Below are 25434 nucleotides of genomic sequence, written 5' to 3'. Positions count from 1 at the left end.
ACTCATCCCCGGTCAGACGGTCGAGTAATCGTTGCGCAGTGCCGGATCGGCGCTGTTGTACTGCACGAACTCGAATTGCACGCTGCCCGGTGCCACCACATAAGCGCTGCGCCGCACGGCGGTCTGGCCGCCCCAGTGGTCGAGCGGAAAACCGGCGTCCGTCAGGCGCTGCACCACTGCGTCCACATCGGGCACCACCAGGCCGATGTGCTTGACGCCGGTGGCCAGGCTTTGCCAGTCAAGGGCCTCGGTGTTGCCGCCGCTTTGCAGCGCGATGTAGGCCTCGTCGGTGCCCACATGGCACCAGTCGATGGGCTGGCCGAACCAGTCCATCGTGCCACCGCCGCGCACCCGCCAATCGGGCAAGGCGGTCTGCACGAAGTGCAAGACGCGGGGCAAGTCGGTCACGGTCAGGTTCACATGCTCAAAGGTGCTGCGGCTCATGGCGCTCTCCATTCAGGTTGACGATGGGGAGAGTCTGAAACTTCAAGTTGACTTGAAGTCAAGCAGCTTTTCAAATGTGGTCTTCAACAGCCCGGAGCAGCGTGACATGGCGGAACTCTTGACCATCGGCGCCCTGGCCGAGCGCGCGGGCGTGGCCACCAGTGCCTTGCGGTTCTATGAGGCGGAAGGTTTGCTGCATGCGCACCGCACGGACGGCGGCCAGCGGCGCTTTGCGCGTGATGCCCTGCGCCGCGTGGCCTTCATTCGCGCCGCACAGAACGTGGGGCTGGCGCTGGAAGACATTCGCGCCGCACTGGCCAGCCTGCCTGACGGCCGCACGCCCACGCAGGCGGACTGGGCGCGGCTCTCACGCCAGTGGCAACCGTTGCTGCAGGCCCGCATCGAGGCGCTGACGCAACTGCGCGACCAGCTCGACGCCTGCATCGGTTGTGGCTGCCTGTCGCTCAAACGCTGCAAGCTCTACAACCCGGGTGACGCCGCCGCAGGCCTCGGCGCCGGAGCGCGCTTCTGGCTGGGCGACCGGTCGGCCGATTTGGCGAAGTGACTTGGCGGGCCAGCCCCGCCGCCTCAGCCCTCGAACAGGTCGGTGCCGCGCTGTGGTGGCGTGAGGCCGAGGTGGCGGTAGGCCATCAGCGTGGCGATGCGGCCGCGCGGTGTGCGCTGCAGAAAGCCTTGCTGGATCAGGTAGGGCTCGATCACGTCTTCGATGGTGCCGGGCTCTTCACCGATGGCCGCGGCCACGTTGTCGAGACCCACCGGGCCGCCGTCAAACCGGTGCACGATGGCGTCGAGCAGCTTGCGGTCCATCAGGTCGAAGCCGACCGGGTCGACGTCGAGCATCTTCAGCGCGGCATCCGCGATGGGCGCGGTGATGCGGCCATCGCCCTTCACGTCGGCGTAGTCGCGCACCCGCCGCAGCAGGCGGTTGGCGATGCGGGGCGTGCCGCGTGAGCGGCGGGCAATCTCCAGTGCGCCGGCCGGGTCGATCGGCGCGTTCAGCAGCTTGGCCGACCGCGTGACGATGCGGCACAGCTCTTCGGCGGTGTAGAACTCCAGCCGGGCGACGATGCCGAAGCGGTCGCGCAGCGGGTTGGTCAGCATGCCGGCACGGGTGGTGGCGCCCACCAGCGTGAAGGGCTGCAGATCGAGCTTGATCGAGCGGGCCGCCGGGCCTTCGCCGATCATGATGTCGATCTGGTAGTCCTCCAGCGCCGGGTACAGGATTTCCTCGACCACGGCCGACAGGCGGTGGATCTCGTCGATGAACAGCACATCGTTCTTCTCGAGATTGGTGAGGATGGCGGCCAGGTCCTTCGGCTTCTCCAGCACCGGGCCGCTGGTTTGCCGCAGGTTCACGCCCAGCTCGCTGGCGATGATGTGGCTCAGCGTGGTCTTGCCCAGGCCCGGCGGGCCGAAGAGCAGCACGTGGTCGAGGGCTTCCTCGCGCTTCTTGGCCGCACCGATGAAGATTTCCAGCTGTTCGCGGGCCTTCACCTGGCCGACGTATTCATCAAGGCCCTTGGGCCGCAGGGCGCGCTCGAGCGCTTCCTCCTGGGGCGTGGCGGGCGCAGCAGCCACCACGCGGGCAGCACGGGGCGGAAATTCGCCGAAGTCGTCGGTCTGGATGGACATACAGCCATTATCGCCACGTGGGCGCGGCCGTGTCAGCCTTTCATGGTGCGCCAGCGCTTGAGCAACCGGGCCTGCGCCTGCTCGATCATCGGGTTGTTGCCGTAGCCGTCGAGTGACCACACGCGCCGGCGCTCCAGGCGGGCGAAGCGCAGCGCCTGGGCAAAGTGGCTGTCAAACAGGCGCCAGTAGCTGCCGTCGGCCACGGCGGCCTGCAAGCCGGCAGAAATGGCCTGGTGCAGGGCGGTGGCGCCGGGCCGGACGACGAAGATGTCGTCAACCGGGTAGCGCATCGACAGGCTCGGCACCACCATCAGCCGTGACTGTGGGTTGAGCTCTCGGTTGCCCAGCTCGGGCAGGACTTCGTTCACGCCCCGGCTCAGGTAATCAAATCGGCCGGCCAGCAGCATGCGGAACATGCCGCGGTAGGTGCTGGCCGTGACGATGCGAAAACCCAGGCGCTGAAGGCGAGGCAGGTCACGCCAGTCCTGGCCGTAGCCGAGCAGGAAGTTGCGCTTCAGCTGCTCCAGGCTGGTTGTGGCCTGCAGTCGCGCCATGCGCTCGGGCGTGCTCACCAGCAGGCGAAAACCCAGCAGACCATGGCGCAGCGCAAAGGCCACGGGCTGAAGGCCCTCGGGCAGATCGGCCTGGTCGGATACCGTCGCCACATCCAGCGCGCCTTGCTCGAGGTCGACCAGCGCACGGGCCTGGTTCACGCCGCCAACGTAGCGCAACGGTTGCGGCCAGCCGCCGCGTTGCAGGGCCAGCTCCAGCAGCTGGGCATTGAACGTCGAGCGCTGGTCGGCCTGGTCGCTGGCCAGCGGGAAGCGCACGGCCGCATGCGTGGCATCGACCGCACTGGCTGCGGCGCTGGCGGGTGGCTCGGGCTGGCCGGCCGCGTGCGGGCTCAGCAGCCCGGTACTCATGCCCAGCAACAAGGAACGGCGGTACAGCGGCACTTCAATTCACGGCAAGGTGGCCAGATGGCAAATGGTAGGGCAGTCTAGAAAATCTGCCTGTGCAATGCATCGTGCTGTCAGGGGGGGTGATGAAGGGCTTTGCGCGTCGCGACTAGAATTCCGGGCATGTTTGCCATGCGCCGTCGTCTTCAACGCCTGTCGTGGGTCGCGTTCTTCGCGATCTTCGGGTTGGCGTTCGCGCCGACGATCTCGCATGCGATGGCCGCCGCGGCGGGCAACTCCCTGTACACCGAGGTTTGCACGCCGCAAGGCACACGGCTGGTGTCCCTGGCTGACGGCTCTGAGGCGAGCGGCCCCGAGGCCCCCTTGTCCGGCGCAGCCGGCCTGCACTTTGACCACTGCCCGCTTTGCGGCCTGGGCGGGCAGGCCCCGCTGCCGCCGTCCGCACCGCCCACCGATGCCCTGGCCACTCCGGCCTTGAGTCATGCCGTGCCGCGCCTGTTCCTGCAGGCCCACCGGCCGCTGTTTGCCTGGGCTGTTGCACAGCCCCGAGCCCCACCGCTGAACAGCTGATCGCTCGCCCCGGAGGCGAGCCCGCTGCGTGCGCCTGCGCCGAGGGTCTCTCGGCATGCTGCCGGCGTGCGCAGGCCCTTGTCGGGCGTCCTTTTGCTTGAGTTGCCAGCGCTCGCTGTGCTGATCTCGGCCCCGGACGCCGCCTGCATCGCCTTGATCAGCCCGTTCATGACCACTTCTGTTTGTGTGCGCTCGTTGCGCGTTTCTGCTGTTTCCGCCCGTTCAGCCTTTCCCCTGACGGCCATCGCCCTCGCGCTTCTGGCCGCACCTTGGCAGCGCGCCCATGCCGAAGAGGCCCCTACCGCGCTCGACGCTCCAGCCCCTTCTCGCCAGTCCGGCGTGGTGGTCATCACCGGCAGCCAGCCCAGTTCGCTGCCCACGCGCATTCCCACCACCATCGAAGGCGTGAGCGCGGCGCAGATCGCCCAGACCATCAACGCAACGGATGCCGAAGACGCGCTGAAATACCTGCCCAGCCTGCTGGTGCGCAAGCGCTATGTGGGTGACTACAACCACGCCGTGCTCTCGACCCGCGCCTCGGGCACGGGCAACAGCGCGCGCTCGCTCGTGTATGCCGACGGCGTGCTGCTGTCGAACCTGCTGGGCAACGGCGCCAATTTCACGCCCCGCTGGGGCCTGGTGACACCGGAGGAAATTGACCGGGTCGATGTGCTGTACGGCCCGTTCTCGGCCGCCTACCCCGGCAACGCCGTGGGCGCGGTGGTGGACTACGTCACCCGCAGCCCGAAGGCCTTCGAGGCGCATGCGAAGCTGTCGTACAGCAGCCAGCCGAATGATCTGTATGGTCAAAAGCGTACCTATCACGCCGGTCAGGCCAGTGCCTCCCTGGGCGGCCGCGAGGGTGATTTCGGCTGGTTCGTTTCAGCCAACCGCACTGACAGCGTCGGTCAGCCGCTGGTGTTCTCGAACAAGCTGCTGAGCGCCGGCGCGGCGCTGAAGGGCGGTGAAACCGTGGTGAGCGGCGCCGTGGCGGGCCAGAACCCGCGCAATGCCGACTGGTGGCTGATCGGCTCAGCCACCCAGTACGACACCGTGCAGGACCAGGTCAAGGCCAAGCTCACCTGGGACATCACGCCCACGCTGCGCGCCAACTACCTGGTGGGCTTGTGGCAGAACACGTCGGACGGCAGTTCGCAGAGCTGGCTGCGTGACAGCGCCGGAGCCGTGGTCAACAACACCTATGGCGGCGACATCACCCAGGCGGTGAACATCAACGGCAAGCGCTACGCGCTGGCGGCCTCCGACTTCAGCCAGACCCACGAAGACCTCTCGCATGTGATGCACGCGCTGTCGCTGAAGTCACGTACCCGTGGCGTGTTTGATTGGGAAGTGGCGGCCAGCGTCTACGACTACGACACCGACCGTGCCCGCGCATTGGCGCCCACGAGCAAGGCCGCCGCCAATGCCGGCCGCATCACCGACCAGGCGGGTACCGGCTGGCGCACCTTGTCTGCCAAGGGCACCTGGCGGCCCGAGGGTGAGCAGGGCGCGCATGTGGTGGACGGCGGTTTTGGCCAGGACACCTACCAGCTGCGCACCCGCGTGGACACCACCGCTGACTGGCGCCATGGTGACCCAGCGGCTTTCGCATCGCTCTTCGCCGGCAACACCGGCACCCGCAGCGCCTGGGCGCAGGACACCTGGCGCTTTGCGCCGGATTGGGCGGCGGTCATCGGCTTGCGCGCCGAACAATGGCGCGCCTGGGGCGGCGTCACGCAAGCCACCACGGGCCAGATCGACCACCCTGAGCGCAGCAAGACCAGCGTCTCGCCGAAGCTGGCGCTGTCGCGCGCGCTGAGCGACGAATGGGTGCTGAAAGCCAGCACCGGCCGCGCCGTGCGCTTCCCGACCGTGAGCGAGTTGTACCAAGGCGGCGTGAACACGCTGGGCCAGGCCATCAACAACAACCCGGACCTGCGCCCCGAGCGCGGCTGGACAAGCGAGCTGACCGCAGAATGGACTGGCGCCCTGGGCAACCTGCGCAGCACGCTGTTCCATGAGGACACGCGCGACGCGCTGTACTCGCAGCTGAACCCGGCCACCAACGCCAACACGGTGCAGAACATCAACCATGTGCGCACCACCGGCCTGGAGTTTTCGGCCGGCAGCGACAAGCTCGTGCGCGACCTGACCCTGCAAGCCAGCCTGACCTTCGCCGATTCGATCATCGTGGCCAACGACGGCTACCAGATCACCCCGGGCGACACGGTGGGCAAGTGGCAGCCGCGGGTGCCGCGCTGGCGCGCCACCGTGGTGGCCACCTGGCAGATGACGCCAGCGCTGGCCACCACGCTGGGCGTGCGCTACAGCGGCCGGCAGTACAGCTCACTCGACAACCTCGATACCAATGCCTTCGCCTACACCGGCGCCAGCAGCTATCTGACGGGCGATGTGCGGGTGCGCTGGCAGGCATCGCGCCAGTGGAGCGCGGCCTTCGGCATCGACAACCTGAACAACCAGCAGTACTGGAATTTCCACCCCTATCCGCAGCGCAGCTACTCGGCTGAGTTGAAGTTCGACCTGTGAGGCGCATGACCATGACATTCCAATCCTTCAAGACCTCCCTGCTGGGCGCTGCTGCCCTGTCCATGCTTCTTGCCACGGCTGCGCAGGCGCATGTGTCGGTGGAGCCGGCCGAGGCCCCGGCAGGCAGTTCGGCCAAGGTCGCTCTGCGCATCGGCCACGGCTGCGAGGGCACTGCCACCCACACGGTGACGGTGCGCATTCCGGCTGGTTTTCGTGGCGCCAAGCCCATGCCGAAGCCGGGCTGGAAGCTCAGCATCCGCAAGGACAAGCTGGCCGAGCCTTATGAAAGCCACGGCCGCAAGGTGACCGAGGACGTGGTGGATATCACCTGGCAGGCCACGGCCCGCGAGTTCTGGCTCGAAGACGCCTGGTACGACGAATTCGTGGTGCGCGGGCAGCTGCCGGGTCAGGCCGGGCTGCTGTGGTGGCCGGTGCAGCAGGTCTGCGAAAAAGGCCGCTGGGACTGGGTGGAGGTGCCCAAGGAGGGTGCCTCCGCCCAAGGCTTGAAGGCGCCTGCGGCCCGCATGAACCTGGTGGCTGATCCACACGCGGGCCACGCCCATTGAGCCGTGAGTGGAGTGTGTCTAGCACCCCCATTGGCTTGATATCGCGCAAGACTGATGTGACCGTTCTTAGGTAAAAACCCGGTTTTCGCCTGATTACAATCAAATCAGTATTTTCCCTAGGTTTGGCCGCAACTGCTGGCCAAACCGGCCTTGCTGTCCAGATCTGTCGCCATGTTCATTGATTCCCGTTCTGCTTTTCAGGATGACCCGGTCTCCCTCGACTCGGGCGAATGGCTGTTCGAGGCGGGCGGCATGGGCTCGGTGTGGCAGCTCGACAAGGGCGCCTTGCGCCTGGACCGCAATGACCGGGAAGGCCAGCGTTTCATGCAGATCGTTCTGCCGGGCGATCTGATGGGCCTGGAGTTGCTGGCCGCGTATCCGTATGCCTATTCGGCGCGCGCCATCGTGCCCTGCGAGGCCCGCCGCCGCCCGCTGAGTGGCGAGGCCGAGCGTCGGCTGGCGCTGATGGAAGGCCTGGTGCAGCAGCAGCGCCGCGGGCAAGACCTGGTGGCCCTGCGCACCGGCACCGCCCAGGACCGCCTCAAGCACCTGCTGCTCTTGCTGGCGCCGGACGACACCCCTTGGGCCGGCGAGGGCGCGACTTGTGCCCTGCCGACCATCAAAGACATGGCGGCGATCATCGACACGGCTCCCGAAACCGTGTCGCGCATCTTCGCCAACCTCAAACGTACCCAGATCCTCGACACCCGCCAGCGCCAGAGCGCCAGTTTCAGCTTGTCTCGCCTGCGTGAGGCCGAATGGCCCTCCGGCATGACCCGCAGTGACGGCCCTCAGCGCCTGGCGGGCGTGACTGTGGAATGATCCTCAACAGGAGACCCTCATGACGACCTCATTCAAGACCCTGGCCCTGGTGGCCGCACTCACCCTGGCCACCAGCGCCGCCCTGGCCCAGACCACTGTCGAGAAGGCCTGGGTGCGCGGCACCGTGGCCCAGCAGAAAGCCACCGGCGCGTTTTTCAGCATCACCTCGGCGCAGGGCGGCACGCTGGTGTCTGCGGCGTCACCGGCGGCCGACGTGGTCGAGATCCACGAGATGAAGATGGTGGGCGACGTGATGAAGATGGGCGCCGTCAAGGGCGTCGAGTTGCCGGCTGGCAAAGCGGTGGAACTCAAGCCGGGCGGCTATCACGTCATGCTGATGGGCCTGAAGAAACCGCTGGCAGCCGGAGACACCGTGCCCCTGACGCTGAACGTGCAGGGCAAGGACGGCAAGCTGGAAACGCTGGCGCTGACGGTGCCCGTGCAGGCCCTGGGCGCCAAGCCGGCCGACCCCCATGCCGGCCACGACCACGGCAGCATGAAGCACTGAGCCGTGGTGATGGGCTGAAGCGACGCGTTGAAACCGCGGGCGCTCAGCCCATCAGCTTGAGCGCCTGCTTGATGCCGTCGCTGACACCTACGTCCGGCGGCAACTTCTTCAGCGCAGCGGCTGCGTCCTTCTCGCTGTAGCCCAGGGCCATCAGCGCCTGCACGATGTCGGCCTGCGCTTCGCTGTTCACACCGGCCGGCACCGCGCCCAGGTCGGCCCCGAGCTTGCCCTTGAGCTCCAGCAGCAGCCGCTCGGCGGTCTTCTTGCCGATGCCCGGCACCTTCTGCAGGCGCGCGCCTTCCTGGCGAGACACCGCGCCGGCCAGGTCACTCACCGACATGCCCGACAGGATGGACAGCGCCGTGCGCGGGCCGATGCCGGAAATCTTCACCACCTCGCGGAAGGTGGCGCGTTCTTCGCCGGTGAGAAAGCCGTAGAGCAGCTGGGCGTCTTCACGCACCACGAAGTGGGTCAGCAGCGTGACCTTCTCGCCCAGGGCGGGCAGGTTGTAGAAGGTGCTCATGGGCACATCGACTTCGTAGCCGACACCGTGCACATCCAGCACCACCTGCGGGGGCGATTTTTCCGCGAGAACGCCAGTGAGTCGACCGATCATGACGCGGGATTATCCTTTGCCGGACAATGCGGCTGATGATGTTGCGACACACTTTCTCGCCGCTGGACAACACCCGGCTGGGCCACCTCTGCGGTGCACTTGATGAACACCTGCGGACCATCGAGGCCGCGCTGCCGGTGACGATCAGCCGCCGCCAGGGCGCCTTCCGCATCGAAGGCAGCAAGCGCGACGCCGAACGCACGCTGGCTCTGCTTGAAACCCTGTACGAGCTGGCACGCAAGCCGCTGCCGGCCGACGTGCTGCAACTGGCGATCGACGACCTGCGCCGTGGCGAGGCCAAGCCCCGCTCGGTGGCTGCGGTGGCCGAGGGCGAGATCGTGCTGCACACCCGCCGGGCTGATCTGACTGGCCGCACGCCCAACCAGATGGACTACCTGCGCAAGATCCAGGGCCACGACATCAGCTTCGGCATCGGCCCGGCCGGCACCGGCAAGACCTTTCTGGCCGTGGCCTGTGCGGTGGATGCGCTGGAGCGCAGCGCCGTGCAGCGCATCATCCTGACCCGCCCGGCGGTGGAAGCCGGCGAGCACCTGGGCTTTTTGCCGGGTGACCTGACGCAGAAGGTCGACCCCTACCTGCGCCCGCTGTACGACGCGCTGTATGACCTGATGGGTTTCGATCGCGTGACCAAGGCTTTCGAAAAGGGCACGCTCGAAATCGCGCCGCTGGCCTTCATGCGCGGCCGCACGCTGAACCACAGCTTCATCATCCTCGACGAAGCGCAGAACACCACGCCCGAGCAGATGAAGATGTTCCTGACCCGCATCGGCTTTGGCGCCAAGGCGGTGATCACCGGCGACGTCAGCCAGATCGACCTGCCCAAGGGCATGCCCAGCGGCCTGGTGGACGCGGCCCAGGTGCTGAAGAAGGTCAAGGGCATCGCGATGACGCACTTCACCTCGGCTGACGTGGTGCGCCACCCGCTGGTGGCCCGCATCGTGGATGCCTATGACGCCCAGAGCCGCCAACGTGAGGCACAGAGCCGATGAGCAAAGCTGCCCTGCCTGAGCTGACGCTGTCGCTGCAGTTCGCTGATCCGTCGCACCGCGCATTGCTGCCGCGCCACAAGGTGATCCGCTGGATGCGCGCGGCGCTGGAGAACCCCGGCGAGATCGCGGTGCGCATCGTCGGGGCCGAGGAAGGCCAGACGCTGAACCGCGAATACCGCCAGAAGGATTACGCCACCAACGTGCTGACCTTCGACTACGAGCATGAGCCGGTGGTGCAGGCCGACCTGATTCTTTGTGCGCCGGTGGTTGAGCGCGAGGCGGCCGAGCTGGGTATCTCCGTGGCCGACCATTACGCTCACCTGCTGGTGCACGGCACCCTGCATGCGCAGGGCTACGACCACGAAGACGACGGCGAGGAAGCCGAGGCCATGGAGGCCCGCGAAACGGCCATCCTGCTGGGCTTGGGCCTGGCCGACCCCTACGCCGGGCGAGAGCGCGGCTGAGGCGCGCTGAAGCAGGCTGCAGCGGCCGGCTTCAGCGCGGCCGCTGGTGCGTGCCCAGGTAGCGCTTGCGCCAGAAGAACCCGCCCAGCCCGAGGGCGATGCAGACCATCAGGCCCACCGCGAACCAGAAACCGTCGCGCTGATGCAGCAGCGGAATCCAGTCGAAGTTCATCCCGAAGATGCCGGTGATGAGGTTCAGCGGCAGGAAGATGGCGGTCAGCACCGTCAGCGTGCGCATGATGTCGTTGGTGCGGTGGCCCAGCGCCGAGAAGTGCATCTGCACGGCCGCTTCGGCGCTCTGCTCCAGCCGGCGCACATGGCTCAGCACCCGCTCGATGTGCTCCAGCACATCGCGTGAGCGCACCCGCAGCAGCTCGCGTTCACGCTGCGCGAGCAGGTCGGTTTCTGCCGGCCATTCATCGAGTGCGTCGATCCATTCCTGCACCGCGCTGCGCTGGTCCTCGCAGGTGTCTTCCAGCATGTGCAGCGTTTCGCGTGATTGCAGCAGCACCTGCCAATCATGGAAGCGGCTGTTGTTGCCCAGCAGCTCGCCTTGCAGCGTGGTCAGCTGGCGGGTCAGCAGCCGGCGCAGCTCCAGATAGCTGTCGACCATGTGGTTGACCATCCGCAGCATCAGATCAGCCGGGCTGGCGGGCAGCCGGGTGGTGCCGCGCGGATCGGACTCCATCGAGTGCTGCGTCAGCCGGTGGGCGAAATAGTCGCGCACCAGGCAGTCGGCCGGATGCACCGTCACCAGCACCCGGTCGAACACGGCGAAGCCCACGGGGCTGGTGTCGATGGCAGCCAGCGCCTGACGGGCCGTGCTGGCCGTGCCGTTTTCCTCACCGACGAACAGGGTCTGGCTGCCGGCGCCCGCGGCCAGCCGGCGGAACACCAGCAGGTCGTACCAGGAGGTGTCCTCGAAGTGCGAAGGCAACTGTGGGTTCAGCAGGTCGCTGACATGCAGGTCGACCAGGCCCGGCGTGCCGGTCCAGCGCTGCAGACCGGCTTGCAGATCGGCGCGGTGCACCTCGAACTCCCGGCGGCCGCTGCCCACCCACAGGAAGCCCTGTTCGGGCAGGGTGTCGGGCAGGCGGTCGAGCGCTTCGAAGCGGTCGGCGTGGATGTGGAAGATGCGCATGGCCCCGTTGTCGGCAGGCAAGGGCTCAGCCTTCACGCAGCAGGCGTGCGGCGTCGAGCGCGAAATAGGTCAGCACGCCATCGGCGCCTGCGCGCTTGAAGGCCAGCAGCGCTTCCATCATCACCTTGTCGTGGTCGAGCCAGCCGTTCTGGGCGGCGGCCTTGATCATCGCGTACTCACCGCTCACCTGGTAGGCGAAGGTCGGCATGCGGAACTCGTCTTTCACGAGCTTGACGATGTCGAGGTAGGGCAGGCCGGGCTTGACCATCACCATGTCGGCGCCTTCGGCGATGTCGAGGGCCACTTCACGCATTGCCTCGTTGCTGTTGGCCGGGTCCATCTGGTAGGTCTTCTTGTCGCTCTTGCCAAGGTTGCCGGCTGAGCCCACGGCGTCGCGGAACGGGCCGTAGAAGGCGCTGGCGTACTTGGCGCTGTAGGCCATGATCCGCGTGTGGATGTGGCCGTTGGCTTCCAGCGCATCGCGGATGGCGCCGATGCGGCCGTCCATCATGTCGCTCGGGGCCACGATGTCGACGCCGGCCGCCGCCTGGGTCAGCGCCTGCTGGCGCAGCACCGCCACCGTCTCGTCGTTCAGGATGTAGCCGTTTTCATCCAGCAGGCCGTCCTGGCCGTGGCTGGTGAAGGGGTCGAGGGCCACGTCAGTCAGGATGCCCAGCTCCGGGAAGCGCGCCTTCAGCGCCCGCACGGCGCGGGGCACCAGGCCGTTCGGGTTGGTGGCCTCGCTGCCTGTGGGGTCTTTCAGGGCGCTGTCGATCACCGGGAACAGGGCCATCACCGGCACGCCCAGCCGCACGCATTCTTCGGCGAGCGGAAACAGGCGGTCGATGCTCAGGCGCTGCACGCCGGGCATGCTGGCCACGTCCTGCACCTGGTTCTCACCGTCCAGCACGAACACCGGCAGGATCAGGTCGGCCGGTGTCAGGGTGTGCTCGCGCACCATGGCGCGGCTGAAGGCGTCGCGACGCAGGCGACGAGGGCGGGCAGCGGGGAATCGGGCGTGTGTCACGGGGTGTCCTGGGGTGTCGCGAGATGTATCGAATTTGTCACTTTTTCGATGGTTCCCGCGGGGCATTTACATGGTGGCTATGGTACCGGTATGCGACGCGGTGATACATTTGGGGCTGAGGGACACCCGAAAGGGTGAATCTCCCTGCTTTTCCTCCCTGAGCAGGTGCCTTTACGTGATGACAGCGTCAAAGGCTTTTCAGCCTCGGCCTCGTGCCGGGGCTCTTTCTTTTCCGGGCTTCGTTTTTGCGCCGCGATAATCGCCGCATGAGCACCCCGTACCTCTGGATCAAGGCCCTGCACATCGTCTTCGTGGCGAGCTGGTTTGCCGGTCTCTTTTATCTCCCCCGTCTGTTCGTCAACCTGGCCATGGTGCCCGGTGACAGCCATGCCGAGCGCGAACGCCTGCTGCTGATGGCGCGCAAGCTGTACCGCTTCTCCGGCATCCTGATGGTGATTGCCCTGGTGCTGGGCGCCGTGATGTGGCTGGGCTACGGCGTGGGCCGCGGCCCGGGCAGCGGCTGGATGCATGCCAAGCTGACGCTGGTGGTGGCCACGATTGGCTATCACCACTACTGCCGTCGCCTGATGCGTGACTTCGAGCAGATGGCGAACCGCCGCAGCGACCGCTGGTACCGCGTGTTCAACGAGGTCTCGGTGCTGCTGTTTGCCGCGGTGGTCATCCTCGTGGTCGTCAAGCCCTTCTGATCCTGTTGCCGATGAGTGCTTCCAGCGCGGGCACCCGGCATCTCAGCTCGGCCGTGCCGCTGGCGGCGCTGTTCATCGGGCTGGTGATGTATGCCAGCCTGTATCCGTTCACCGACTGGCGGTGGCCGGCGGGCGCGAGCCTCACGGAACTGCTGGCGCTGCCCATGCCCGAGCGCCGCCTGCGGTTTGATGTCTGGTCGAACCTGATCGGCTACATGCCGATGGGCGCGCTGCTGTTCCTGGCGTGCGTGCGCAGCCAGGTGCGCTCGTGGCCGGCCTGGTGGCTGGCGGTGACGCTGCCAGCGCTGGTGTCGTACACGATGGAAGTCACCCAGCAGTTCCTGCCGGTGCGCGTGCCGTCGCAGCTCGACCTGATGCTCAATGCGGCGGGTGGCGTGCTGGGGGCTTTGCTGGCGGTGGCGGCGCATCGCATGTCGGTGCTCGCGCTCTGGCAGCGGGTGCGTGACCGCTGGTTTGTGCGGCGCAGTGCCAATACGCTGGTGCTGATGGCCGTGTGGCCGTTTGGCTTGCTGTTCCCGACACCGTTCACTTTCGGCCTCGGCCTCGGTTGGGAGCGCGTGCTGGCCGGCCTGAACGAGTTGCTGCTGGATGTGCCGCGCGCCCAGGACCTGCTGGAGCTGCTCAACGACGTGCCCGTGTCGGGCGACCGCTACCCGGCCATGCTGGAAGGCCTGGGCATCACGCTGGGTTTTCTCGGCCCGTGTCTGCTGGCCTTTTCCGTGACCTTGCCGGGCTGGCGCCGCGTGGCCTTGGCCCTCTCGGCCGCGGTGCTGGGGCTGGCGGCCAGCACCTTGTCGGCCACGCTGAGCTTCGGGCCGGCGCATGCCTTGTCTTGGATGAGCCCGGTCTTGCTGCCGGGCCTGGCGGTGGGCCTGGTGCTGGCGCTGATGTGCATGGGTGCCGGTTTCCGGCTGGTGGCAGCACTGGGCATCGCGGTGGTGTGTGCGCAGGTGATGCTGGTGGCCCAGGCGCCGGCCGACCCCTTCTTCGCGTTGACGCTGCAGGCCTGGGAGCAGGGGCGGTTCATCCGCTTCCACGGGCTGGCGCAGTGGGTGGGCTGGCTGTGGCCGTACCTGGCGCTGGTGTCGCTGTTCGGGCGCATCGCGTCGCGCTGGGATTGACCGGATCGGGGCTGCGCCACGGCCCACTGCCTACAATCCGGCCATGAGCTATTACAAGCACCACGTCTTCTTCTGCCTGAACCAGCGCGACAACGGCCAGGCCTGCTGTGCGCAGCAAGGCGCACAGGCCGGTTTTGATCACTGCAAGCAGATCGTGCGCGAAGCCGGTCTGGCCGGTGTGGGCGGTGTGCGGGTGAACAAGGCAGGCTGCCTGGACCGCTGTGCCGGCGCGCCAGTGGCGGTGGTCTATCCGGAAGGCGTCTGGTACACCTTCGTCGATCAGCACGACATCGACGAGATCGTCGAATCGCACCTGAAGAACGGCAAGCCCGTTGAACGCCTGATGCTGGCGCCTGAGGTTGGCCGCTGACCCGGGCCACTGAGTTTTCTACATGAATGCAAATACCCAGCGCCTGACGCTGAACGGGCCTGCAGGCGCCTTGGCCGTTGCCATTGACGAGCCGCAGGGCGCAGCCCCGCGCGGCGTGGTGGTGGTGTGCCACCCGCATCCGCTGCATGGCGGCACGATGGACAACAAGGTGGCGCAAACCTTGGCTCGCGCTTTCGTGCAACTGGGCTACCGGGCCGTGCGCTTCAATTTTCGGGGCGTGGGTGGGTCTGAGGGGCAATGGGACGAAGGCCGCGGCGAGGTGGACGATGCGCTCGCCGTGATCGCCGCGCACCGCGATGCCAACCTGCCGCTGGCGCTGGCCGGCTTTTCGTTTGGCGCCTATGTCACGTCGCAGGCCGCCGCGCGCCTGCCGGCCGATCATCCCGCCGAGCGGCTGGTGCTGGTGGGCCCGGCTGCCGTCAATTTCCAGGTCGCCGCCGTGCCAGCCAACACGCTGGTCATCCACGGCGAGGCCGACGAGGTGGTGCCCTTGAGCGCCGCCCTCGACTGGGCCCGGCCCCAGGTGCTGCCCGTGCTGGTGGTGCCGGGCGTCGGCCACTTTTTCCATGGGCAGCTCGCGCTGCTCAAGTCCATCGTCACTGACGCATGGCACCGTTGATTCACAGGCTATTCATGAACCGCATTCCTTTTGTTCTCGTGGCTGCAGCGCTGTCGCTCAGCGCGTCCCTGCCGGCCCTGGCGCAGGCGCCTCAAGCGCCGGACATCGTCGCCCGCGGCTATCTGCTGGTCGATCTGACCGCCAACCAGGTGCTGGCCGAGCGCAATGCCGACGCGCCGGCCGAGCCCGCATCGCTGACCAAGCTGATGACCGCCTACGTGGTGTTCAGCGCGCTGCGTGACAAGAAGCTGGCCCTGGAGCAGCGGCTGCCGGTGTCCGAGCGGGCCTGGTCGGAGCGCAAGGGTGGCGGCTCGCTGATGTTCATCGACCCGAAGATGACGCCGACGGTGGACGAGCTGCTGAAGGGCATGATCGTGCAGTCCGGCAATGACGCCGCGGTGGCGCTGGCGGAAGGCGCTGCCGGCTCGGTGGACGCGTTCGTTGCGCAGATGAACCGCCAGGCCCAGGCCTGGGGCCTGAAGAACACCAGTTTCAAGAACGTGACCGGCCTGACCGAAGCCGGCCACCGCAGCACTGCGCGCGAACTGGCCGAGATCGCCCAGCGCATCATCCGCGACTTCCCCGATCGTTACGCCTACTACGCGATCAAGGAATACAGCTTCAACAATATCCGGCAGGACAACCGCAACCTGCTGCTGCGCCGCGATCCGACGGTGGACGGCATGAAGACCGGCTACACCGACGCGGCGGGCTATTGCCTGATCTCGTCCGCCCAGCGTGACTTCCCGAACGGCAAGCGCCGCCTGCTGTCGGTGGTGATGGGCGCTGAGTCGATGCAGGGCCGCGCCAACGAAAGCCAGAAGCTGCTGAACTGGGGCTACACCGCCTTTGATGCGGTGCGCCTGTTCGAGGCCGACAAGCCGGTGACGGTGGCGCCGGTCTGGAAGGGCAAGAGCAACGAGGCGCGTCTGGGCGGCTCCGGTGCGCTGTACGTGGCCGTGCCCAAGGGCGAGGGCGATCGCATCCGCACCGCCGTGGAGCGCAACGACCCGCTGGTGGCGCCGCTGACCAAGGGCCAGCGCGTGGGCACTCTGAAGGTGACGACGGCCGCCGGCACGCCGGTGGCGTCGGTGCCGCTGGTGGCGATGGACGACGTGCCGCAGGCCGGTCTGCTGGGCCGCGCCTGGGACGCCCTGCGCCTGTGGATCAAGTGAGCGCCCGGGCGCACCCTTGAATTGTTTTCACCCTGACCCCACAGTTCAGCCATGTCCTACATTCCTCCCGAGCAGTCGCTGATCGAGTACCCCAGCGCCTTTCCCATCAAGGTGATGGGCGCCCATGTCGACGGTTTTGTTGACGCCGTGGTCGCCGTGGCGCTGAATTTCGACCCCGGCTTCGACCCCGCGACGGTGGAAACACGCCCGAGCAAGGCCGGCAACTACCTGGGCGTGACGATCACGGTGACCGCCACCAGCCGCGAGCAACTCGACGAGCTCTACCGCACGCTGACCACGCACCCGATGGTCAAGATCGTCCTCTGACGATTCCCGGCATGGCGCCCGCTCACCCCGGCCTGCTGCTGCGCGATTGGGGCAGCGTGCCCTATGCGCAGACCTTCGACGCCATGCGGGCGTTCACAGAATCCCGCGGGCCCGAAACGCCCGACGAGCTCTGGCGGGTCGAGCACCCGCCCGTGTTCACCCAGGGCGTGGCCGGCAAGCCCGAGCATGTGCTGGGCGCCGGCGACATCCCGGTGGTGCAGAGCAACCGGGGCGGGCAAGTCACCTTCCACGGACCGGGTCAGGTGGTGATCTACCCGCTGATCGACCTGCGCCGCCTGGGCATCTACGTCAAGGAATACGTGTTCCGCATCGAGGCGGCCGTCATCCAGACGCTGGAGCACTTCGGCGTGGTCGGCTTCCGGGTCGAGGGCGCACCGGGCATCTACGTCAACCTGGCTGATCCGCTCAATGCCGGCTTGCCGGCCGGCCCGCGCCTGGACCCGTTTGCCGGTCTCGGCAAGGTGGCCGCGCTGGGCATCAAGGTCAGCCAGCATCGCACCTATCACGGCGTTTCACTGAACGTCGACATGGATCTGGAGCCCTTCAGCCGCATCAACCCTTGCGGCTACGCGGGGCTGCAGACAGTCGACCTCGCTACACTGGGCGTCCGCGTGTCGGCTGCTGCCGTGGCCGAGGTGCTGACCCAGCGCCTCGCCCGCCATCTGGCGCCCTGACCGCCTTTTCTTCTGCTGCTGCATTGCCATGGCCACCCAGAACATCACCCACGAAGCCAAGTCTGCTGAAGACTACGACGCCACTGCCAAGCAGAAGGCCCAGGCCAAGACGGCCCGCATCCCCATCAAGGTGGTGCCTGCCGAGACGCTGAAGAAGCCCGACTGGATCCGCGTCAAGGCCGGCTCGCCAAGCACCCGCTTCTACGAAATCAAGAACATCCTGCGCGAGCACAAGTTGCACACGGTGTGCGAGGAAGCCTCTTGCCCGAACATCGGCGAGTGCTTCGGCAAGGGCACAGCCACGTTCATGATCATGGGTGACAAGTGCACCCGCCGTTGCCCGTTCTGCGATGTGGGCCACGGCCGGCCTGACCCGCTGGATGTGGACGAGCCCGCCAACCTGGCCAAGACCATCGCGGCGCTCAAGCTGAGCTACGTGGTCATCACCAGCGTCGACCGAGACGACCTGCGTGACGGTGGCGCCGGGCATTTCGTGGAATGCATCCGCCAGGTGCGTGAGTTGTCACCCGAGACCCGCATCGAAGTGCTGGTGCCGGACTTCCGCGGCCGCATGGACCGTGCGCTGGAAATCCTCAAGACCGCGCCGCCGGACGTGATGAACCACAACCTCGAAACCGCGCCGCGCCTGTACAAGGAAGCGCGTCCGGGCTCTGACTACCAGTTCAGCCTGACCCTGCTCAAGCGCTTCAAGGAAGAAGTGCCGGGCGTGCCGACCAAGAGCGGCATCATGGTGGGCCTGGGTGAGACCGATGAGGAAATCCTCGAGGTGATGCGCGACATGCGCGCCCACAACATCGACATGCTGACGATCGGCCAGTATCTGGCGCCGTCGGGCCACCACCTGCCGGTGCGCCGTTATGTGCACCCGGACACCTTCAAGATGTTCGAGGAAAAGGCCTACGAGATGGGCTTCACCCACGCGGCTGTCGGCGCCATGGTGCGCTCCAGCTATCACGCCGACAAGCAGGCCGCCGGCGCCGGTCTGGTCTGACTGGCCGCAGGGCCTGACGGGAGTCAGGCCTCTGCGAGCAACTCGCCGATCAGCTTGTGCAGATCGGCGAAGTCGGGCTCACCAACGAACTTCTTGACGACCTTGCCGCGCTTGTCCACCAGGAAGGTGGTCGGCGTCAGGCGGATGTCGCCAAAAGCCTTGGCGATGACGCCGGTGTTGTCGATCGCCACACCAAAAGGCAGTTGGCGCGACTTGGCGAAATTGTCGACATAGGCCGGCGGGTCGTAGCTCATCGCCACGGCCAGCGTGTCAAACCCTTGTGCCTTGAACTTCTCGTGCGTGGCCATGATCTGCGGCATCTCGTGCACGCAGGTCGTGCAGCTGGTGGCCCAGAAGTTCACCAGCATCACCTTGCCGCGCTGCGCAGACATCTGCCCCTTGCTGCCGTCGAGCAACGTCCAGGCGACATCCGGCGCGCTTTCGCGCTTGGCGCAGCCTGAGAGCAGCAGCGGCCCCAAGGTGGCGGTTGCCAGCAGGCTGGCGCTCAGAGCAAGATGGCGGCGACGTTGCATGGAGGATTCAGAAATGTTGCGAAGACAGTTTACGACGATGGTGCCGGGCATGCTGGTGCTCGGGGCTTGGCATTCGCAGGCCCAGGCCGGCTTGCTCAGCCAGTCCGACGCCTCGCTGGGCGTGAAGACGGCGCTCGAGCGCGGCGCTGAGGCGGCCGTGAGTTTGCTTGGCCAGAGCGATGGATTCCTCGGGAACCCGAAAGTTCGCATCCCCTTGCCCGGTTTCTTGAATGAAGCCGCCAAGCTGGCCAAGTTCACCGGGCAGCAAAAGAAGGTCGACGAACTGGTGACGGCCATGAACCGTGCCGCCGAGGCGGCCGTGCCGGAGGCGCGTTCTCTGCTGGTGGCCGCCGTGAAGGGCATGTCGGTGCAGGACGCCGTGAAGGTGGTGCAGGGTGGCGAGACCTCGGTCACCGACTTCTTCGCCGGCAAGACCCGCGCGCCGCTGGGCACCAAGTTCCTGCCCATCGTCACCCGGGCAACGGAGCAGGTGTCACTGGCCGACAAGTACAACGCCCTGGCTGGCAAGGCCGCCGGCATGGGGCTGGTCAAGCAGGAAGACAGCAACATCCAGGCGTACGTCACCCGCAAGGCGCTGGACGGGCTCTACCTGATGATTGGCGAGGAAGAGAAGAAGATCCGCCAGGACCCGGTGGGCACCGGCAGCGACATCCTCAAGAAGGTGTTTGGCCGCTGACCGCGGCAGGGCGGGACGGGCCGCGTGATGCGGCCCGTGGCACCGTCGTCCGTTACAGGGTGCGCGACAGCTCGAAGATCAGCGCCGAGGGCAGCGAGACCATCACGGCCTCGCGGCCCACCACGGCCTGACGTTGCTCGCCCTCATCCGACAGCTCGAACTGCTTGCCCTCTTCCGTGATCTCGATGAACACGAAGGTCGGCATTTCAGCGCGGATGCCCGTGCGCAGCTTCTCGAAACGGTCGCCGCTCAGGCCTGATTCGTACACGATGGCGTGCGGCAGGGCGTCGCGGCAGAACTCCTCGGCTTCTTCCACCGAGCTCACGAAGTCGACCAGCAAACCCATGTGGCGGGTCGCTTCGCGGATCTCGTTGCGGGTGTCGCGGCGCGAAGCCACCACCAGCACATGGCTGCCCGCCAACGGCTTGGAGTTGTCGGACACGCCGAACCCCTGGTCGATTTCAACGGCAGTGACGCCTTCAATCTGTTCGCTGACCGTGCGCGGGAACTCCAGCGACAGCGTGCTGGCGTTGGCGCTGTCCTGCCGCTCGATCACCAGCTGCAGCGTCCAGGCAATCTGCTGCACCAGCCGCCAGGACATCGAATCCAGCGACGGCACCTTGTCGCTGGCCGCCACCACATCCGGAATGGCCGCATCGGCTGGTTGATGGCCGAACTGGCAGGTCAGCCGCGCATGCGGCGGCCAGGGGCGAATGTCCAGGCGGAACTCGATGGTGCCGCGGGCATGTTCCAGCACCCAGTCCACCACGGCTTGCAGCAGCGCATGCAGCAGCGTTGCATCGACGATCACGTCGGCCGGGCGCATGGATTGGCGCAATTCCAGGCCCTTGGCCGTGGCCTCGCGCCCGCGCTGCACCAGCACATCGCGCGTCATCTGCGTGAGATTGACCTGCTCCGGCGACTGGCGGATGCGGCCCGAGGCGAAGCGCGCCAGCTGCTGGCCGATCATGCCGACACGGCGGGCGTGCTCGATTTCGTCGCGCAGTGCGCGCAGGCCGACGCGGTCGATCTTGCCCGTGGTGGCCAGCACCGTGACGCGCTCCATGGCGCTCGACAGCGCAATGCCGACGTCACTGCCGATCTGGCTGATCAACTCGCGCCAATGGTCGTCGTTGGCGGTGGACGGGGCGGAGGAGGGTGACTGCATGGGCGAGGTAAACCGGTCGGGGGCGTTCATGACAATGCGCGGCGGTTGTCCCGCTCGCGACACATTGATGTTGTCACAAACGGTTGAGGGCGGCAAAAAGCCGGCGCAGCGTGCAGCATTTGCTGCATGGCGGCCGAGCAAAAAGGGAGCTATGTTCGTCGTGAACCAACCGCGCGTGAATCCCCTGAACGAGGCCCTGATAATGAGCCATGCGCCGACATCTGCTGACCCTCTGGTCTTGTTCCCTGCTTGTCTCCTGCCTGGCCGCGTGCGCGCCGAGCCTGAACTGGCGGGAGCTGACCTTGGCGGGCCCGGGCTTGCGATTTGGCATGCCGTGCCGCCCTGATCACCATGAGCGATCGCTGCAGGTGGCGGGTGCCACGGTGGCGATGGAGCTCCATGTCTGCGAGGTGAACGGCACCTTGTTTGCCGTGAGTGCCGCTGACATGAAGGACCCCGCCAAGGTGGACGCCGCTCTTCATGATCTGCGCGACAGTGCCCTGGGCAAGTTGCGCGGTGAGCCGGTTGCCGACACGAAAGCGCCGGCATGGCCGGGCATGACACCCCAGCCCGGGGCCGGGCGCTGGACCTGGACAGGACCGTGGCCCGATGGGCAGCGCAAGCAGGTCCTGCTCCGGCTGGCCGCCCGCGGCACCTGGGTGGTGCAGGCCATGGTGCTTGGTCCGGAGGGTGAGAACACCGTCAGCGCTTGGGCGCCTTTCGAGGAAGCGTTGCGTTTTCAACCGTGAAGGGCCTGCTCGCCCGCTCCAGCGCACGCGGCCTGATAATGGCTCTCCGCTGGTTTGGAGCGTTTGCAGTCTGCTCCCCGTAGTTCATGCCTGGTTTGCTCATCATTGCCCACGCCCCGCTGGCCTCCGCGCTGCGCGACGTGGCTGCGCATGTCTTCCCTGACGCCATCGGCCGTGTGGCCGCGCTGGATGTGCCGGCAGATGCCGCGCCGGAAGAGATCGAGCGCCAGGGGCGCGCGCTGCTGGCGACGGTCAAGGACCCGCAAGCACTGGTGCTGTGTGATGTGTTCGGTGCGACGCCCTGCAATGTGGCGCAACGGCTGGTGGACGGCCAGGACGTTCGCCTGGTGGCGGGCGTCAATGTGCCGATGCTCTGGCGAGCGCTCGCCTATGTTCATGAACCCCTGGAGTCCCTGGTTGCCCGTGCGGTGGCTGGTGGGTCACAGGGGGTGATGCAAGGGGCCGCCCAGCGGCCACAAAATCAAAAGCTTTCTTCTTCTGCCCATGATCAAGACCACGCTCACCATCAGCAATAAGCTTGGGCTGCATGCCCGTGCATCAGCCAAGCTGACCAAGCTGGCCGGCAGTTTCAAGTGCGAGGTCTTTATGAGCCGCAACGGGCGCCGGGTGAATGCCAAGAGCATCATGGGCGTCATGATGCTGGCGGCTGGCCTGGGCGCCGAGGTCGAACTGGAGACCGACGGCCCCGATGAGGGTGAGGCCCAGGCCCAGATCACCGCACTCGTCAACGACAAGTTCGGCGAAGGGCAGTGAACCCCTCGCCGAACCCCGGGCGCTGATCAGTGCCCGAGGAAGTGCCGGCGATAGCGGGCGGGCAGATCGGCCAGACGCATCAGCATCGGCAGGTCGGCCGTATTGAAATCAGGATCCCAGGCTGGCGCGCCAAGCACCTTGGCGCCGCAGCGCAGGTAGCCCTTGATCAACGGGGGCGCTTCGACCTGCAGACCGTGGTTGAGCTCTTCCACCGGCAGCGGCAGGCGCGGGCGCACATGGTGCTCGGGGCTGGCCATGTGGCTGTGCCGGAGCTGCTCCCACAGGCTGGCGGCCACGTGGCCACCGTCGCGCATGCTCACGCTGGCGCAACCAATCATGTTGTTCAGGCCGTTGGCGGCCATGAAGCCGGCCAGGGCGCCCCACAGCGACAGGATCACTCCGCCTGAGCGGTGATCCGGATGCACGCATGAGCGGCCCAGCTCAGCCATGCTCTCCCGCAGCGGGCGCAGGCGGGTCAGGTCGAACTCGGTGTCGCTGTAATAACCACCTGCCCGGCGTGCGGCGCCTGGCGTCAGGACGCGGTAGGTGCCGATCACGGCAGCTGGCGCATCATCGGTGGCCAGGGTGCGCACCAGCAGGTGCTCGCAGAAGTTGTCGAACACGTCCACGTCATGCCCGGCAGGCGCACCCGGCAGGCTGGGCAGGCTGGCGCCCATTTCCTCTGCGAAGACCTGGTAGCGCAGGCGCTGCGCCTGGCGCACTTCATCCAGGTGACGCGCCCAGACGATTTCGAACCCGTCGGTGTTGGCCGCTGCGGCCTGCGCCACCGGCGCCGCCTGAGGCGCCAGTGCGGGGCGGGCTGCGCGGAAATCCAGCATGCCGATCAGCGGCAGGGTGGGATTGGGTAGCTCTTTCATGCGACCTCCTGTTCGGAATGACGCCATGGTTGGCTACGCCGGTGACTGGCCTGTGACGCCTGCGTGACCCTTTTGTGATGGCGCGTTTCCACCGGTCTGGCGCGCGCGACGGGCTGCTACATTCCTTGCATGAGCATTCAGGTTTTTGGTCTGCCGGTGTCTCGCGGTGTCGCCATCGGGCGCGCCGTGCTCGTGGCGTCGAGTCGGGTCGACGTGGCCCACTATTTCGTCGACGCCTCCGAGGTCGAGTCCGAGGTGCTGCGGCTGCGTGACGCCCGTGACGAAGTGGCTGCGGAGCTGACCACGCTGAAGGCCGAAGTCTCTGAAGAGAGCCATGCCGAATTGGCGGCGCTGCTGGACGTGCACCTGATGATGCTGCACGACGAGATGCTGGCCGAGGCCACCAAGCAGTGGATCATCGAGCGGCACTACAACGCGGAGTGGGCGATGTCGGCCCAGCTGGAAGTGCTGGCCCGGCAATTCGACGAGATGGAGGACGATTACCTCCGTGAGCGCAAGGCCGACCTGGAACAGGTCGCCGAGCGCATCCTCAAGGCCCTGGCACGGGTGGCAGACCCACTGGCTTCGTCCGGTGTGCACGGCGTGCCGCGTGACTTTGCTGGCGAAGACCCGCTCATCCTGGTGGCCAACGACATTGCGCCGGCCGACATGCTGCAATTCAAGCGCAGCGTCTTCACCGGTTTTGTGACGGATGTGGGTGGGCGCACGTCTCACACCGCCATCGTGGCCCGCAGCATGGATATTCCTGCGGTTGTCGGTGCGCGTGAGGCCAGCCGCATCGTTCGTCAGGACGACTGGCTGGTCATCGACGGCGACGCGGGGGTGTTGATCGTCAACCCTTCGCCGATCATTCTTGAGGAATACCGATTCCGGCAGCGGCAGTCCGAGGTCGAGCGCGCCAGGCTCAACCGCCTGCGGCACACGCCGAGCGTGACGCTCGACGGCCAGTCGGTGGAGTTGCTTGCCAATATCGAGATGCCCCGCGATGCCGGCGCTGTCATCGACGCAGGTGCAGTCGGGGTGGGCCTGTTCCGCAGCGAGTTCCTCTTCATGAATCGCGGCGGCAACCTCCCTGACGAGGATGAGCAGTTCATTGCCTACCGGGAGGTGGTCGAAGCCTTGAAGGGGCTGCCGGTCACGATCCGGACGGTGGACATTGGTGCGGACAAGCCTCTGGAGCGCATGTCGGCGCACGAGCTTCGGCACGAACACACGCTCAACCCGGCGCTGGGCCTGCGTGCGATCCGCTGGAGCTTGTCTGAACCTGAGATGTTTGGCCAGCAATTGCGGGCCATCCTGCGGGCCAGTGCTTTCGGCAAGGTGCGCATCCTGATTCCGATGGTGGCGCATCTGTCGGAGGTCCATCGGGTCCGGCAGGCGCTTGATCGGGCCCAGGCGGAGTTGCGTGCGCGTGGCGTGCCATTCACCGATGTTGAGTTGGGCGCCATGATCGAAGTGCCGGCCGCCGCCCTGATGTTGCCGTCGCTCCTGCGCTATTTCGACTTCGTGAGCATCGGCACGAATGACCTGATCCAGTACACGCTCGCGATCGACCGTGCCGATGAGGCCGTGTCTCATCTGTATGACCCGTGGCACCCGGCTGTGCTGCACTTGATCGCCCAGACGATCAGCCAGGCCAACGCATTGGGCAAGGGTGTGTGTGTCTGCGGTGAAATGGCCGGCGACCCCGCGTTCACTGAGCTGCTGCTTGCCATGGGCCTGCGCAGCCTGTCGATGCATCCCGCGCAGGTCAGCTCGATCAAGCAGCGTGTATTGCGCTGCGATGCACGCGCGCTGAGCTCTTACCTGCCCACCGTGCTGGAGGCGGACGCGCCCCAAGATGCCTGCGCAGCCCTGATGCGGCAGCGCTGATTGAAAAACTTTCACAAGAAAGTTGCGCACTGGGCTGAAAGCGCGCTATAGTCGTGGGCTGCGCTGATGACAACCAAGTCTTCAGCGCGGCAGGCGAAGTCGAGGTGATAGCCGCAAGTGGCAAAACCAAAAACCAAGCCTGTCGCAGCAAACGAAAGTAGCTGTGAAAAATAAAGAAGCTGAGTGCTTGACACGGTTTAAGAAAACAGTCAAAATCTCGCCTCTTCGCTGCAAATAAATGCTTGCAGCAAACGACGAAAGTCAAAGCTCTTTAACAAGTAACAGCCGATAAGCGTGGGCGTTTGAAGGCGAGTGACAGGCATCGCAAGATGTCAGAGTCGCAAGACTTTAAATGCTCATGGAAGTGAAGTTCACTTCAATTCTTT

The 25434-nt window shown here is 66.3% G+C and carries 30 protein-coding genes; 21 read left to right on the top strand and 9 right to left on the bottom strand.

Annotated elements, in window-relative coordinates; all coding sequences use genetic code 11:
- Nucleotides 1-12 precede the first annotated feature (12 nt).
- On the bottom strand, nucleotides 13-444 hold the full coding sequence (locus tag AACH00_RS04635) for a VOC family protein (protein ID WP_341397915.1): 432 nt from the start codon (nucleotides 442-444) through the stop codon (nucleotides 13-15).
- A gap of 106 nt (nucleotides 445-550) precedes the next feature.
- Between AACH00_RS04635 and soxR the strand changes: the two genes are divergently transcribed.
- Entirely contained in the window at nucleotides 551-1009 is a 459-nt protein-coding gene (soxR, locus tag AACH00_RS04630; RefSeq protein WP_341397914.1) for a redox-sensitive transcriptional activator SoxR, read from the top strand.
- Nucleotides 1010-1032: 23 nt separating this feature from the next.
- Here soxR and ruvB read toward each other — a convergent pair whose 3' ends face one another.
- Entirely contained in the window at nucleotides 1033-2097 is a 1065-nt protein-coding gene (gene ruvB / locus AACH00_RS04625) for a Holliday junction branch migration DNA helicase RuvB (protein WP_341397913.1), read from the bottom strand.
- 32 nt (nucleotides 2098-2129) lie between these two features.
- The gene (locus AACH00_RS04620) at nucleotides 2130-3020 is read right to left on the bottom strand and encodes a hypothetical protein (protein WP_341397912.1); all 891 of its coding nucleotides are present in this window, start codon (nucleotides 3018-3020) and stop codon (nucleotides 2130-2132) included.
- Between the two features lie 159 nt (nucleotides 3021-3179).
- Between AACH00_RS04620 and AACH00_RS04615 the strand changes: the two genes are divergently transcribed.
- The 5 genes from AACH00_RS04615 to AACH00_RS04595 all read left to right on the top strand — a co-directional run bounded on the left by AACH00_RS04615 (nucleotide 3180) and on the right by AACH00_RS04595 (nucleotide 8030).
- Entirely contained in the window at nucleotides 3180-3587 is a 408-nt protein-coding gene (locus AACH00_RS04615; RefSeq protein ID WP_341397911.1) for a DUF2946 domain-containing protein, read from the top strand.
- A gap of 168 nt (nucleotides 3588-3755) precedes the next feature.
- Entirely contained in the window at nucleotides 3756-6134 is a 2379-nt protein-coding gene (locus AACH00_RS04610; protein WP_341397910.1) for a TonB-dependent receptor, read from the top strand.
- An 11-nt stretch (nucleotides 6135-6145) separates the two neighbouring features.
- Entirely contained in the window at nucleotides 6146-6700 is a 555-nt protein-coding gene (locus AACH00_RS04605) for a YcnI family copper-binding membrane protein (RefSeq protein WP_341397909.1), read from the top strand.
- Nucleotides 6701-6871: 171 nt separating this feature from the next.
- Nucleotides 6872-7522, top strand: coding sequence for a Crp/Fnr family transcriptional regulator (locus AACH00_RS04600; protein WP_341397907.1), 651 nt, complete (start codon nucleotides 6872-6874; stop codon nucleotides 7520-7522).
- 19 nt (nucleotides 7523-7541) lie between these two features.
- On the top strand, nucleotides 7542-8030 hold the full coding sequence (locus AACH00_RS04595) for a copper chaperone PCu(A)C (RefSeq protein ID WP_341397905.1): 489 nt from the start codon (nucleotides 7542-7544) through the stop codon (nucleotides 8028-8030).
- Nucleotides 8031-8073: 43 nt separating this feature from the next.
- Here the strand turns inward: AACH00_RS04595 and ruvA are convergent, their stop codons facing one another.
- Complete coding sequence (ruvA, locus tag AACH00_RS04590; RefSeq protein WP_341397903.1) at nucleotides 8074-8646, bottom strand: Holliday junction branch migration protein RuvA; 573 nt, start codon at nucleotides 8644-8646, stop codon at nucleotides 8074-8076.
- 35 nt (nucleotides 8647-8681) lie between these two features.
- On the opposite strand from ruvA, the gene AACH00_RS04585 reads away from it, so the two are divergent.
- On the top strand, nucleotides 8682-9656 hold the full coding sequence (locus AACH00_RS04585; protein WP_341397901.1) for a PhoH family protein: 975 nt from the start codon (nucleotides 8682-8684) through the stop codon (nucleotides 9654-9656).
- Nucleotides 9653-10120, top strand: a complete 468-nt coding sequence (gene ybeY, locus AACH00_RS04580) for an rRNA maturation RNase YbeY (protein WP_341397899.1) — start codon at nucleotides 9653-9655, stop codon at nucleotides 10118-10120. The genes AACH00_RS04585 and ybeY overlap by 4 nt, the downstream gene beginning before the upstream one ends.
- A 31-nt stretch (nucleotides 10121-10151) precedes the next feature.
- On the opposite strand, the gene AACH00_RS04575 is transcribed toward ybeY, so the two are convergent.
- Both AACH00_RS04575 and hemB read right to left on the bottom strand, forming a co-directional pair.
- Nucleotides 10152-11261, bottom strand: a complete 1110-nt coding sequence (locus tag AACH00_RS04575) for a magnesium transporter CorA family protein (protein WP_341397897.1) — start codon at nucleotides 11259-11261, stop codon at nucleotides 10152-10154.
- Nucleotides 11262-11286: 25 nt separating this feature from the next.
- The gene (hemB, locus tag AACH00_RS04570; RefSeq protein WP_341397895.1) at nucleotides 11287-12288 is read right to left on the bottom strand and encodes a porphobilinogen synthase; all 1002 of its coding nucleotides are present in this window, start codon (nucleotides 12286-12288) and stop codon (nucleotides 11287-11289) included.
- Between the two features lie 266 nt (nucleotides 12289-12554).
- Here hemB and AACH00_RS04565 point away from each other — a divergent pair, with 266 nt between their 5' ends.
- The 8 genes from AACH00_RS04565 to lipA are packed head-to-tail and all read left to right on the top strand — an operon-like array spanning nucleotide 12555 to nucleotide 18356.
- On the top strand, nucleotides 12555-12995 hold the full coding sequence (locus tag AACH00_RS04565) for a CopD family protein (RefSeq protein ID WP_341397893.1): 441 nt from the start codon (nucleotides 12555-12557) through the stop codon (nucleotides 12993-12995).
- 11 nt (nucleotides 12996-13006) lie between these two features.
- Nucleotides 13007-14137, top strand: coding sequence for a VanZ family protein (locus AACH00_RS04560; protein WP_341397891.1), 1131 nt, complete (start codon nucleotides 13007-13009; stop codon nucleotides 14135-14137).
- A 43-nt stretch (nucleotides 14138-14180) separates the two neighbouring features.
- Nucleotides 14181-14507, top strand: coding sequence for a (2Fe-2S) ferredoxin domain-containing protein (locus AACH00_RS04555; RefSeq protein WP_341397889.1), 327 nt, complete (start codon nucleotides 14181-14183; stop codon nucleotides 14505-14507).
- A gap of 22 nt (nucleotides 14508-14529) precedes the next feature.
- Nucleotides 14530-15147, top strand: a complete 618-nt coding sequence (locus tag AACH00_RS04550) for an alpha/beta hydrolase (RefSeq protein WP_341397887.1) — start codon at nucleotides 14530-14532, stop codon at nucleotides 15145-15147.
- A gap of 14 nt (nucleotides 15148-15161) precedes the next feature.
- Entirely contained in the window at nucleotides 15162-16322 is a 1161-nt protein-coding gene (locus AACH00_RS04545) for a D-alanyl-D-alanine carboxypeptidase family protein (RefSeq protein ID WP_341397885.1), read from the top strand.
- A 51-nt stretch (nucleotides 16323-16373) separates the two neighbouring features.
- Entirely contained in the window at nucleotides 16374-16649 is a 276-nt protein-coding gene (locus tag AACH00_RS04540) for a DUF493 family protein (protein ID WP_341397883.1), read from the top strand.
- An 11-nt stretch (nucleotides 16650-16660) separates the two neighbouring features.
- Entirely contained in the window at nucleotides 16661-17344 is a 684-nt protein-coding gene (lipB, locus tag AACH00_RS04535; protein WP_341397881.1) for a lipoyl(octanoyl) transferase LipB, read from the top strand.
- Nucleotides 17345-17372: 28 nt separating this feature from the next.
- On the top strand, nucleotides 17373-18356 hold the full coding sequence (lipA, locus tag AACH00_RS04530; RefSeq protein WP_341397879.1) for a lipoyl synthase: 984 nt from the start codon (nucleotides 17373-17375) through the stop codon (nucleotides 18354-18356).
- Nucleotides 18357-18379: 23 nt separating this feature from the next.
- Here the strand turns inward: lipA and AACH00_RS04525 are convergent, their stop codons facing one another.
- Nucleotides 18380-18889 carry a TlpA family protein disulfide reductase gene (locus AACH00_RS04525; RefSeq protein ID WP_341397877.1) on the bottom strand — a complete coding sequence of 170 codons (510 nt, stop codon included), beginning with the start codon at nucleotides 18887-18889 and terminating at the stop codon, nucleotides 18380-18382.
- A gap of 13 nt (nucleotides 18890-18902) precedes the next feature.
- On the opposite strand from AACH00_RS04525, the gene AACH00_RS04520 reads away from it, so the two are divergent.
- Nucleotides 18903-19586, top strand: coding sequence for a DUF4197 domain-containing protein (locus tag AACH00_RS04520; protein WP_341397875.1), 684 nt, complete (start codon nucleotides 18903-18905; stop codon nucleotides 19584-19586).
- Between the two features lie 52 nt (nucleotides 19587-19638).
- Here AACH00_RS04520 and AACH00_RS04515 read toward each other — a convergent pair whose 3' ends face one another.
- Entirely contained in the window at nucleotides 19639-20754 is a 1116-nt protein-coding gene (locus AACH00_RS04515; protein ID WP_341397873.1) for an ATP-binding protein, read from the bottom strand.
- 329 nt (nucleotides 20755-21083) lie between these two features.
- Here AACH00_RS04515 and AACH00_RS04510 point away from each other — a divergent pair, with 329 nt between their 5' ends.
- The 3 genes from AACH00_RS04510 (at nucleotide 21084) to AACH00_RS04500 (ending at nucleotide 22277) form a co-directional block, all read left to right on the top strand.
- Nucleotides 21084-21503, top strand: a complete 420-nt coding sequence (locus AACH00_RS04510) for a hypothetical protein (protein WP_341397871.1) — start codon at nucleotides 21084-21086, stop codon at nucleotides 21501-21503.
- Between the two features lie 86 nt (nucleotides 21504-21589).
- Complete coding sequence (locus tag AACH00_RS04505; protein ID WP_341397869.1) at nucleotides 21590-22039, top strand: PTS sugar transporter subunit IIA; 450 nt, start codon at nucleotides 21590-21592, stop codon at nucleotides 22037-22039.
- A complete protein-coding gene (locus AACH00_RS04500) occupies nucleotides 22008-22277 on the top strand; it encodes an HPr family phosphocarrier protein (RefSeq protein WP_341397867.1) in 270 nt (89 codons plus the stop codon). Before AACH00_RS04505 ends, AACH00_RS04500 begins: the two co-directional genes overlap by 32 nt.
- 26 nt (nucleotides 22278-22303) lie before the next feature.
- Here AACH00_RS04500 and AACH00_RS04495 read toward each other — a convergent pair whose 3' ends face one another.
- On the bottom strand, nucleotides 22304-23155 hold the full coding sequence (locus tag AACH00_RS04495) for a GNAT family N-acetyltransferase (protein ID WP_341397865.1): 852 nt from the start codon (nucleotides 23153-23155) through the stop codon (nucleotides 22304-22306).
- 129 nt (nucleotides 23156-23284) lie between these two features.
- Between AACH00_RS04495 and ptsP the strand changes: the two genes are divergently transcribed.
- Nucleotides 23285-25048, top strand: a complete 1764-nt coding sequence (gene ptsP, locus AACH00_RS04490) for a phosphoenolpyruvate--protein phosphotransferase (RefSeq protein WP_341397863.1) — start codon at nucleotides 23285-23287, stop codon at nucleotides 25046-25048.
- Nucleotides 25049-25434: the final 386 nt, after the last annotated feature.

Origin of the sequence: Ideonella margarita (assembly GCF_038066635.1) — a bacterium.
GTDB lineage: Bacteria > Pseudomonadota > Gammaproteobacteria > Burkholderiales > Burkholderiaceae_C > Ideonella > Ideonella margarita.
This window is presented reverse-complemented; position numbering and strand designations above follow the sequence as displayed.